The following is a 10,658-nucleotide window of genomic DNA, read 5'->3' on the forward strand; positions in this document are numbered from 1 at the left end:
AATGCTATGGAGTTTTTAGATCCCATTCTGGATGATTACGTAGTTCGGCATTCTGCCGATGAGCCTGACCTTCTGAAAAACCTGAATCGGGAGACGCATCTCAAAGTGCTGATTCCTCGAATGATCGCCGGACACTACCAAGGTCGTGTATTAAGCATGTTGTCATTTATGATTAGGCCCAGGGTGGTTCTCGAAATTGGAACCTATACCGGATACTCGGCCATGTGTTTTGCAGAAGGAATGCCTGAAGATGGGGTTGTCCATACCATTGATCACAACGAAGAGTTGCAGGATATTCAGGACCGTTACTTCGAGCAATGTGAAAACCGGGATAAGATCAAACGCTATATCGGAACAGCCGCTAAAATTATTGACGACATTGAAGGCAATTTTGACCTGGTATACATCGACGCGGACAAGGAAAATTATGCCCACTATTTTGATCAGGTTATTGATCGTATGAATCCTGGAGGATACATCATTGCCGATAATGTTCTTTGGAGTGGAAAAGTACTCGAGGAAGCGGCTGCTGGTGATCAGGAAACTCAAGCTCTTCAGGCTTACAACATGAAAATAAAAAAGGACCCTAGGGTGGATAACGTACTTCTGCCGATTCGAGACGGCTTGATGGTAGCAAGGGTAAAGTAACCACCAAATAAATTCAACCATGACTATAGACTTAAGAAGTGATACCGTTACTCATCCAACTCCAGGAATGCTGGACGCGATGGTGCAAGCCAAAGTAGGGGATGACGTATTTGGAGAAGATCCTACCGTAATCGAATTGGAGCAATTCGCAGCCTCCCTTTTTAATAAAGAAGCTGGCTTATTTTTCCCAAGTGGAACTTTTGCAAACCAGGTGGCCATTCAGGTTCATACCCGCCCCGGCGATTCGGTAATTTGTGATCACAACGCTCATGTCTATCGTTATGAAGGGGGAGGGATGTCCGCCAATTCAGGTGTAAGTCCTATTCTGCTCGAAGGAGATAGAGGCCGACTTTCCGCCGATCAGGTGAAGGCTGCTCTACCGCCCGATGATCCTCATTTTTCGAAAGTAAAACTGGTTTGCCTGGAGAATACCTCCAACAAAGGTGGAGGTAGTATCTACCGCCTGGAGTCTATTCGGGAAATCAGAACCTTGTGTATCGACAATCGGATGGCTTTGCACTTGGATGGAGCTCGGGTGTTTAATGCCTTGATTGCCAAAAAATCGAACCCAAGAGAATTAGGGCGCTATTTCGACTCTCTAAGTGTTTGTTTGTCCAAGGGGCTTGGAGCTCCGGTCGGTTCTTTGCTTTTGGGCGATCAGGAATTTATTTACGAAGCCAAGCGGGTACGTAAGAGAATGGGTGGAGGTATGAGACAGGCGGGCTTTTTGGCTGCTGCAGGCCTTTTTGCCATGAACAACCAAGTGGATCGGTTAGCAGATGATCACAGAAGGGCTCGGCAATTGGCCGATATGCTCAAGGATCAGTCCTATGTTCAAGAGGTGCTACCAGTGGAAACCAATATTGTCATTTACCGCTTGGATGACGCCATGGATGTTAACGAATACATTCAGTTGCTCGATAGCCATGGTTTAAAAGTGGTTCCTTTCGGTCCTGGTTTGGTCAGGATGGTTACTCATTTGGATTTTACAGACACGATGCTGGCTGAAATTCCAAGTCGACTGTCTATCTAATTCTTTTTCCTCGTAACTTTATGGTCTGATTTAGGCATGAAAGTTGCATTGAAAGGTTTGATCATGACAAGAAAAGTTGGTTTTGGAATTCTGGTTTTGGTGGCTGTAGTGAGCTTAACTTCATGCCAGTCTATCCAATTGCAATCCAACTATGTAGAGGACGATTTGTATTACAGCGATCCTTCTCACCATAACATCAATCCCAATACCATTGGACTCAATGATCAGGTGGCCGTACCGGATTCAGCCTTGGTTTATTTCGATGAGTCTTATGCAGCTTCCCTTCGTCCGGATTATCAGAGAAGATTGGGAATTGGCGGAGATGATCCTGTTTCTTTCGAAGCCGACACCAGTGATTATTACAATCCCAAGAAGATAACTCTTGGAGGCAGAATGGGAGAACTGGATCTACGATCATTGCTGTAGGAACTGGTGTAGGAGTGGGATCCTGGAATATGGCGAATGGAAATACGGGTTATTATCCGATTTCCTATGGTCCTTATTCACCCAGACAAACGTACTATCCGAATACCAGAACTTCTGGATTTGCGCCACAAGTGAGCTCAGCTTCCGATCCGGACCCTGTGCGACCCATTGTTTATCGTCCACCTTCAAGAACGGAAAACTACCGGCCCAATCCAAATCCGGGGTATACTTTTCCAAATTCAAATAATCGCTACCAGACTCGCGGATCTACCCATGAGAATTATACGCCCCAGGATACCATAACAGTACCCGTGGTGGAGCGACCAATTATGGAGGTAGCAATCCATCCACTCCACGTCCCACAGTTTCAGGTGTAAGAAGGAGGTAGCCGATGTGGAAGCCTCGGTTTTTTCTGGCTGGAATTCTGATCTTTTCCTTTTGCCTTAGTTTTCCTTTTCTACAAGCTCAAAACAACGATGACGCCATTCGATATGGCCAAACCGAGATTGGTGGAAGTGCTCGTTTTATTGGCATGTCCGGATCCTTTGGTGCCTTGGGTGCTGATCCTTCTGGAGCCAGTGTAAATCCAGGTGGATGGGGTGTGTTTCGAAGGGGAATGTCGTCTGCTGGATTAGCCGTCACCGGACAATCTCATACCACCGAGCACTACGGGTCTACTAAATCGGCAAGTGGTTCGGGGGTGCGCCTGTCTCATTTGGATGTGGTTTTTTCGGGGCCTTTTCAAACCACCGATTTTAAAGGTGGAACCTTTGCTTTTGGTTACAAGAATAAAAACGATTTCTATTCGCACATCGTGTCAGAAGGAGTGAACAACGAAAGTTCCTATCTCGATCGATACTTGCTGGATGTAGTTGAAGAGCCTGGTCTTTTTGTGGAAGATATAGTAGCCTATTTTCCATTTGGTGCTGGTTTGGCCTGGGGAGCAGAGCTGTTGGATACGGCCAACGGGGAGTACTACCATGCTAACCCTTGGTATGGCCAAGTTCAAGGTCGACGAGAGGAAGCGATGCGGGGCATGTCTGATTTTTACCTGGGAGCAGGAACCAATTTTCAAAACAAATTGTACCTCGGGGCTACCTTGGGTTTTAGTTCCATTCGGTATCAAAACAAGTGGACCTATTACGAGATATTGCCCGAGGATGATACCAATTCAGTTCTTCGGAGCTGGAAAGAGGTGACCGAATTGTCTACTGCAGGTACCGGATTCTATTTTAAGCTGGGCGCCATTTTTCATTTGTCGAAGCAATGGAGAGCGGGGTTGGCATTTAACAGCCAGGAAAGGTTTCGACTTTCCGATAACTATACGGCCAGAATTGATGCTCACTGGAAAAACAAATCTCCCTCATTTGCAGAATCTCCCAAAGGGTATAACCAATACCGGTATTACTCTCCCTACAAGTTTGTGGGAAGTTTGGCCTGGGTCCGATACAAGGTGGGGTCCGTTAATTTAGATGTGGAGTATGTGGATTACACCTCAATGCGTTACGCTTCAACCACCGGTTTTGAAATGGACTTTAGTGATGCCAATACGGAAATTGACACAACCTTTCAAGCCACTTTTAATTATAGGCTGGGAAGCGAATGGGTGTTTGGCCCTTTATCCTGGAGGGTGGGAGGTTCCTATTGGGGCAATCCCTATCGTCAATCGGGAAAAAATCGAAGTCAATGGGGAGCTTCTGTCGGGGTTGGCTATAAGTATGAAAAACTCTTTTTCGATTTGGGATACTCCTTTGCCCGTCGGGAGAATTCTCAGCAGTACCTTCATTACTCAGAGGGAGTTAAATTAGAGCCGACACGTGTTGATCGCAACTTTCATCAGGTGGTTCTTACCTTTGGATTCCGATTTGAGGAATACCTGTAAATCGGGCAAAAAAAAATCCCCCTGATCTACGACCAGAGGGATTCTCTTATGTGTTTTTGGAGTAGTTTACATTTTAGCGAAAACTGCTTCCATTTTTTCAGATTCTTCGTTTGCCAAATCCTCATCTACCAAGATTCGACCACAGTGCTCGCTGAAAATGATTTTCTTACGGGCACGAATATCCAACTCACGCTGAGGAGGAACAATAAAGAAAGATCCTTGAGTAGCTCCGTCGATAACCGGTACAACAGCCAATTTGTTTTTAGCATTGTCGCGGATTCTGCGGTAAGCCGTAAGTAAACGCTCTTCGATGTTTACAGCATACTTATCGCTCAATTTAATCAAATCGTCTTCCTCTTTCTGGTTTTCAGCAATAATGCTGTCCAGCTCACCTTTTTTCACGGCGAGATCTTCTTTCTTCTCGCTAAGTTTACCATTAGCGATTTCCAGAATTTCTTGTTTATTGGCGATTTTGGCTTGAAACTCACGAATGCGTTTGTTGGCCAATTCAATTTCCAGTTCTTGGTACTCAACTTCTTTTGACAAAGCCTCAAACTCACGGTTGTTTTTCACATCCTTCAGTTGAGTTTTGTATTTCTTGATCTGAGCTTCAGAATCCTGAGAAGCGATTTTCTTATGACTGATTTCAGACTCCAATTGCTTGATTTCGTCTTCCAGCTGCTGAACCCGACCTTGTACTTCGTTCAGTTCATCTTCCAGATTCTCTACTTCCTTAGGTAATTCACCTCGGGTAGAACGAATCAGGTTGATACGGGCGTCGATCAACTGCACGTCGTACAATGAGCGCAATTTTTCTTCGATAGTAACCGTGCTTGATTTTTTAGCCATACGCTTAATTAAAAGTATTTTACAGGATTAGTATTTACCTCCGTCAAATGGGATGCAAATTTAGAAAAATTTTGCTTTAGATGCGATGCAATCAATTGGATCGTAAATTGCTCACTTTCAAAGTGCCCGATGTCTGCAATGATTAAATCGTCTTCAGCATCGAAGAATTCGTGGTATTTTACGTCGCCTGTGAGATAGAGGTCGGCACCTGCTCTTTTGGCTTGCCCAATCAGAAAGCTTCCAGCTCCACCACACCAGGCAATTCGCTGAACTTTAGATTTTACCAAGGGAGTATGGCGAACAACCGGGACCTTGAATCTCTCTTTAAGCAGTGTAAGAAAAGCTTCAACTTCCATGGGTTCACTCAAGTCGCCAACCATACCTGCACCCGTTGTGGGGTGCTCGTTCGCCAGGTTGTAGAGGTCCCAGGCGACTTCTTCGTACGGATGGGCCTTGAGCAAAGCAGAAATAATTTGATTTTTGGAGTAGGCCGGCAACACCACTTCGATGCGTACCTCTTCTTCCAGGTGTTCCTTTCCGATTTCTCCCACATAGGGATTCGCAGATTCAGAGGCTCTGAAAGTTCCGGATCCCGCTTGATTAAAGGAGCAATGATCATATTGACCGATGTGGCCGGCACCGGCATCAAATAAAGCTTGACGTACCTCTTCGGCTTGTTGTTTAGGACAAAATGTGACCAGCTTTTGCAAAAGGTCTTTTTTCGGGGCTAAAATTTTCGGGTTTTCAATGCCCAGTTTCTGGCCAATCTGAAAATTTACCCCTGTGGAAACGTGATCCAGATTGGTGTGGGTAGCATAAAGCACAATGTTGTTTTGAATCGCTTTGATAACCGTGCGTTCCACGTAATTTTTTCCGGTCAACGACTTTAAACCTCGAAAAACTATAGGGTGATGAGATACAATGAGATTGCATCCTTTTTGAATGGCTTCATCCACAATAGCTTCTGTACAATCCAAACTCACCAGAATTTCAGTGAGTTCCTGTTGGGTGTCTCCACAAATCACGCCGGCATTGTCGTAGGATTCCTGAAGTGCTGGAGGGGCCCATTTTTCGAGGGATCGAATGATTTCTTGAATCTTCATTTCACAAACTTATAAAACCTGATACAGCGGGAAAATGGAAAGGACAATTTGGGTGAATTGAGCTACTCCAAATTGAATAAATTTGTCAGCCCAATGAAAGTACTACGGTTCATATTGCTACCCGTCTCCCTGTTGTACGCTGCTGTTGTTCTGGTGAGGAATTTTCTGTACGACATCGGAGTCTTTTCCAGCCAACGGTATACCTTCCCCTTAATCAATGTGGGGAACCTCGCTGCCGGTGGAACGGGTAAAAGTCCACATGTGGAGTATTTGTTGAAATTGCTTAGCAAAGACTATCGTTTTACATCCCTAAGTCGGGGGTACGGAAGAAAAACATCAGGTTTTGCCGAGGTTTTATCCGAATCCACGTTTGTAGAGTGCGGGGATGAACCGGTCATGATTAAATCCAATTACCCTGAGGTGCCGATTTTCGTTGATGGAAATCGCAGAAGAGGCCTTCGGGAAATTTTCAAGAAATACAGCGAAACACAAGGTGTTATTTTGGATGATGCATTCCAGCATCGATCAGTTACTCCAGGCCTTAATATTCTATTGACCGATTACAGTCGACTATACATTCAGGATTTTGTTCTTCCAACCGGATATTTGCGTGAACCTCGCAGAGGTGCCAATCGGGCAGATATTATTGTGGTGACTAAGTGTCCGGATATTTTTTCTCCGGTGGATGCCAGAGCCATTCGCAAAAGGTTAAAGGTTAAGCCCTACCAGTCGGTCTATTTTTCCTACATCAAATACGGGGCGCTAAAACCTGTTTATTCCTCTTTACCACCTTTTGAAGGTAAGTTGAATGCTCAGCTTTCTGTTCTCTTATTTACTGGAATAGCTAAGCCGGGTAACCTCTATTATAAGATCAAAAATTCCGTAAAGGAAGTAGAGCACTTGAGGTTTTCGGATCACCACGCTTTTGGAATGTCCGATATCAATCGAATAGTTTCGGGCTATGAAGGGCTGAAAGGGGAACGTAAAATTATTCTCACTACGGAGAAAGATTCCATTAGAATGCAACTACCAGGAATCCGGGAAATCCTGGAATCCTATCCTATATATTACTTGCCGATCGAAGTGACTTTCCACGGAAAAGATCAGCAGGAGTTTGACGAAAGAATCATTAATTATGTTGAAAGAAATATCCAGTACAGCTGATTTCCTCCGGGAACAAACAGGGGAAAAGCCGGTTGTAGGGTTAGTTCTTGGATCCGGTTTGGGCAACTTGACGGACTCCATGGAAATTACCCATTCCTTTGATTATAAAGATATTCCAGGTTTTCCTGAAACGACGGTTGAAGGCCATGCCGGAAGGTTGGTGTTTGGTCGTTTAAATGGGAAGCCGGTTGTGGCCATGCAAGGGCGCTTCCATTACTACGAAGGGCATTCCATGCATACGCTTGTTTTCCCCATTCGGGTGATGGCAAAATTGGGAGTTAAGTATCTCTTTTTATCCAATGCTTCAGGTGGTGTGAATCCTGATTTTGAAATCGGAGATCTGATGATTCAGACGGATCATATTAACCTCTTTCCTTCTAATCCTCTTATGGGGCCAAATGAAGATGAGTTGGGTCCACGTTTTCCGGATATGAGTCAGTCCTATAATGCCAATCTAATTCAAATGGCTACGGATGCGGCCAACAAACTCGGTATTAAAGTGCAGAAGGGTATTTATGCCGGAGTGAGTGGTCCTTGCCTGGAAACTCCTGCTGAGTACCATTACATTCGGGTGATCGGAGCCGACACGGTTGGGATGTCTACGGTACCAGAAGTAATCGCCGGTCACCACATGGGATTGGCTTGTTTTGCCATGTCGGTAATTACAGACTTGGGAGTGCCAGGTAAAATTGTGAAAGTAACCCACGAAGATGTGCAGCGTGCAGCCGAAGCGGCAGAGCCTAAAATGGCAGCTATTATCGGTGAAATGTTGGACCATTTACCTGACTGATAAAAGCTGTGAAAGAATGTTTTGGGCACTCCTTGAGAATGCACAACTCTGTTACCTTTGCAAACCTAATGAACTCCGCGCCCAGCCTTCATTGTGCCGGAGGGATTAATAGATGCCGGAATGTATAAAATGTACGATAAATACGAGGCTGTAATTGGACTTGAAGTCCACGCTCAATTACAGACCGAGAGCAAGGCTTATTCTTCCGATCGGAATGAATATGGTGCAGCACCCAATTCCTTGGTAAGTGCCATTACCCTCGCTCATCCGGGAACTTTGCCTCGATTCAATAAAAAAACGTTGGAACATGCCATCCGATTGGGATTGGCTTGTGGATGTGAGATCCGGGAAGAGAACCGTTTTTCCAGAAAAAACTACTTCTACGCGGATATGCCTAAGGGGTATCAGATTACGCAGGACGATACTCCTATATGTAACGGTGGATCGGTGCGTATTCGATTAGAGGATGGCAGTGAAAAGGAAATTCACCTGACCCGTATCCATATGGAGGAAGATTCCGGGAAAAGTATTCACGATCAGGATCCATTCAACACCTTAATTGACCTGAATCGTGCAGGCGTTCCTTTGGTGGAGATTGTAACGGAGCCAGACTTAAGAAGTGGAGAAGAAGCTTATCAGTATTTATCTGAGGTTAGAAAGCTCGTTCGTTACATGGATATCTGTGATGGTAACATGGAAGAAGGAAGTTTGCGTTGCGATGCCAATATTTCAGTAAAACTTCGCGAATCGGATAAATTTGGAATCAAGGTAGAGGTAAAAAACATGAACTCGATGCGTAACGTTCAACGTGCTATTGAGTTTGAAATCAATCGCCAGATCGATTGCCTCGAAAATGGAGATGAAATCTTCATGGAAACCCGCTCTTTCGATGCTTTATCTGGAACTACAGCCAGTATGCGTAGTAAGGAAGAAGCCAATGATTACCGCTACTTCCCAGAACCTGATCTTCTACCGGTATTTGTTACCGAAAAAGACATTGAAGCCGTGCGTAGCAACATGCCGCCTTTACCATCGGATCTGTTTAAGAAATACACGAGTGAATTGGGCTTGTCAGAATACGACGCCGGCCTGATCACCGATTCGAAGCCAATTGCCTTGTATTACGAGGAGCTGGTTGCTCATACCAAGCATTATAAGTCAGCTGCCAACTGGCTTATGGGTGAGGTGAAAGGGTATTTGAATGAAAAAGGATTGGGCGTAGATGAGTTCCCCATTTCTGCAGCTAACCTGGCCGCCCTTGTAAATTTGATTGCTGATGGCAAAGTGAGTAACTCGGTAGCCAGCCAGAAGATTTACCCGGAATTGCTCAAGAACCCTGAAGAAGCACCCCAGTCGATTGCTGAAAAAAATAACTGGATTCAGGAAAGTAATGAAGATGCCTTGTTGGAATTTGTAGAAGCAGTGCTTCAAAACAATCCAGCTAAGGTCGAAGAGTACAAACAAGGGAAAAAAGGCCTCATTGGAATGTTTATGGGTGAGGTGATGAAAATGTCCCGTGGAAAGGCTGACCCCAAATTGGCCAATAAAATGTTGAGAGAAAAACTGGAACAATAATGAAGAAATTTGCCTTAATCTTAATGGCAGCCGGAGTGGTTGCTGCTTGCAATACCAAGCCTGATGTAACGAGTCCTACCGGGACCATTCTAACGGGAAAACTCACAGGAGTTGAAGAAGGTAAATTCGTTGTTCTTCAGAAGTTGACTACCAACAATGTGGAGCCCATGGATACCTTGAAGATTGATGCCGAAGGAAACTATCGGATCGGTCCATCGGTGAATCAGTTGGGTTTTTACCGCTTGTTTGTGGCTAACAACAACTTTGTAAACGTCATTTTAGGCCCCAATGATACGGTAACCTTAAATGCTGATGCATCCAAGTTGGAAGACAGTTATGAGGTGGTTAATTCAGAAGAGACGTCGAAACTGAAAGAATTTAATGACCTGTTTAATGGCTATGTGGAGCGTATTCAGGAAAACAACCGTCAGTTGCAAAACGCTCAAATGAATCAGGATTTTGCTCGCTATCAAACCCTGCAGGGAGCGCAACAGCAACTGCAGATTCAGGCGATGGAAGACATTAAGAAGTTTGTGGGTAACAACTCCAACTACCTGGCTTCATTGAGTGCTATTCGCCGCTTAGATCCGGAGCAGGAATTGGCTTTGTATGAAAAAGTAAGCGCTGGCTTGGAAAGCAAAATTTCCGGTGATCCATTGTTGACCGATTTCAATGAAATGATCGAACGCGTTAAGGCTTTGCAGGTTGGTGGTAAGTTGCCGGATATCAGCTTGCCCGATGAAAATGGAACTTCCAAGACGCTGTATTCCATGTTGGGTAAAGTGACCTTGGTTGATTTTTGGGCTGCCTGGTGTCGTCCATGTCGGGCGGAGAACCCCAATGTGGTAAGTACCTACAATCAGTTTAAGAGCAAAGGTTTTGATGTAATCGGTATTTCGCTGGATAAAAATAAGGAGCAATGGCAAGCTGCAATTGCCCAGGATAACCTCACGTGGACTCATTTGAGTGACCTCCAGCAATGGAATTCGGTAGCTTGTAAGGTTTATAATGTGAATGGTATTCCGGCGAACTTTCTGGTTGACGAAAACGGAACCATCCTCGCTCGCAACTTGAGAGGGCCAGACTTACCAGCTCGGGTAGCTGAACTGGTGGCCCAATAGGCCTGTCTGCTCTTCTTTTTGGAGACCTTGTCTTCAAATTCCTCCAAATTCATTTAGGGGTGTTATT

At 44.8% G+C, this 10,658-nt stretch carries 11 protein-coding genes; 9 read left to right on the forward strand and 2 right to left on the reverse strand.

All coding sequences use genetic code 11. From position 1 onward, the window contains the following. Positions 1-6: 6 nt before the first annotated feature. The 5 genes from KFE98_11660 to KFE98_11680 all read left to right on the forward strand — a co-directional run bounded on the left by KFE98_11660 (position 7) and on the right by KFE98_11680 (position 3,989). Entirely contained in the window at positions 7-648 is a 642-nt protein-coding gene (locus KFE98_11660) for an O-methyltransferase (GenBank protein ID UTW60705.1), read from the forward strand. Positions 649-667: 19 nt separating this feature from the next. Further along, positions 668-1,681 carry an aminotransferase class I/II-fold pyridoxal phosphate-dependent enzyme gene (locus KFE98_11665; protein ID UTW60706.1) on the forward strand — a complete coding sequence of 338 codons (1,014 nt, stop codon included), beginning with the start codon at positions 668-670 and terminating at the stop codon, positions 1,679-1,681. 63 nt (positions 1,682-1,744) lie between these two features. After that, the gene (locus KFE98_11670; protein ID UTW60707.1) at positions 1,745-2,107 is read left to right on the forward strand and encodes a hypothetical protein; all 363 of its coding nucleotides are present in this window, start codon (positions 1,745-1,747) and stop codon (positions 2,105-2,107) included. A 14-nt stretch (positions 2,108-2,121) separates the two neighbouring features. Then, complete coding sequence (locus KFE98_11675; GenBank protein ID UTW60708.1) at positions 2,122-2,484, forward strand: hypothetical protein; 363 nt, start codon at positions 2,122-2,124, stop codon at positions 2,482-2,484. 14 nt (positions 2,485-2,498) lie between these two features. Next, a complete protein-coding gene (locus KFE98_11680) occupies positions 2,499-3,989 on the forward strand; it encodes a hypothetical protein (protein ID UTW60709.1) in 1,491 nt (496 codons plus the stop codon). Positions 3,990-4,055: 66 nt separating this feature from the next. Here KFE98_11680 and KFE98_11685 read toward each other — a convergent pair whose 3' ends face one another. Next, the gene (locus KFE98_11685; protein ID UTW60710.1) at positions 4,056-4,838 is read right to left on the reverse strand and encodes a hypothetical protein; all 783 of its coding nucleotides are present in this window, start codon (positions 4,836-4,838) and stop codon (positions 4,056-4,058) included. 8 nt (positions 4,839-4,846) lie between these two features. Further along, entirely contained in the window at positions 4,847-5,941 is a 1,095-nt protein-coding gene (locus KFE98_11690; GenBank protein UTW60711.1) for a Nif3-like dinuclear metal center hexameric protein, read from the reverse strand. 93 nt (positions 5,942-6,034) lie between these two features. On the opposite strand from KFE98_11690, the gene lpxK reads away from it, so the two are divergent. The 4 genes from lpxK to KFE98_11710 all read left to right on the forward strand — a co-directional run bounded on the left by lpxK (position 6,035) and on the right by KFE98_11710 (position 10,591). After that, positions 6,035-7,105, forward strand: coding sequence for a tetraacyldisaccharide 4'-kinase (gene lpxK, locus KFE98_11695; GenBank protein ID UTW60712.1), 1,071 nt, complete (start codon positions 6,035-6,037; stop codon positions 7,103-7,105). Next, positions 7,077-7,895: a purine-nucleoside phosphorylase gene (locus tag KFE98_11700; protein ID UTW60713.1), complete on the forward strand. Its 819-nt coding sequence runs from the start codon at positions 7,077-7,079 to the stop codon at positions 7,893-7,895. Before lpxK ends, KFE98_11700 begins: the two co-directional genes overlap by 29 nt. Before the next feature lie 120 nt (positions 7,896-8,015). Beyond that, on the forward strand, positions 8,016-9,470 hold the full coding sequence (gene gatB / locus KFE98_11705; GenBank protein UTW60714.1) for an Asp-tRNA(Asn)/Glu-tRNA(Gln) amidotransferase subunit GatB: 1,455 nt from the start codon (positions 8,016-8,018) through the stop codon (positions 9,468-9,470). Then, complete coding sequence (locus tag KFE98_11710; GenBank protein ID UTW60715.1) at positions 9,470-10,591, forward strand: AhpC/TSA family protein; 1,122 nt, start codon at positions 9,470-9,472, stop codon at positions 10,589-10,591. The genes gatB and KFE98_11710 overlap by 1 nt, the downstream gene beginning before the upstream one ends. The last annotated feature ends 67 nt before the right edge of the window (positions 10,592-10,658 follow it).

The organism is bacterium SCSIO 12741 (assembly GCA_024398055.1).
GTDB lineage: Bacteria > Bacteroidota > Bacteroidia > Flavobacteriales_G > Salibacteraceae > SCSIO-12741.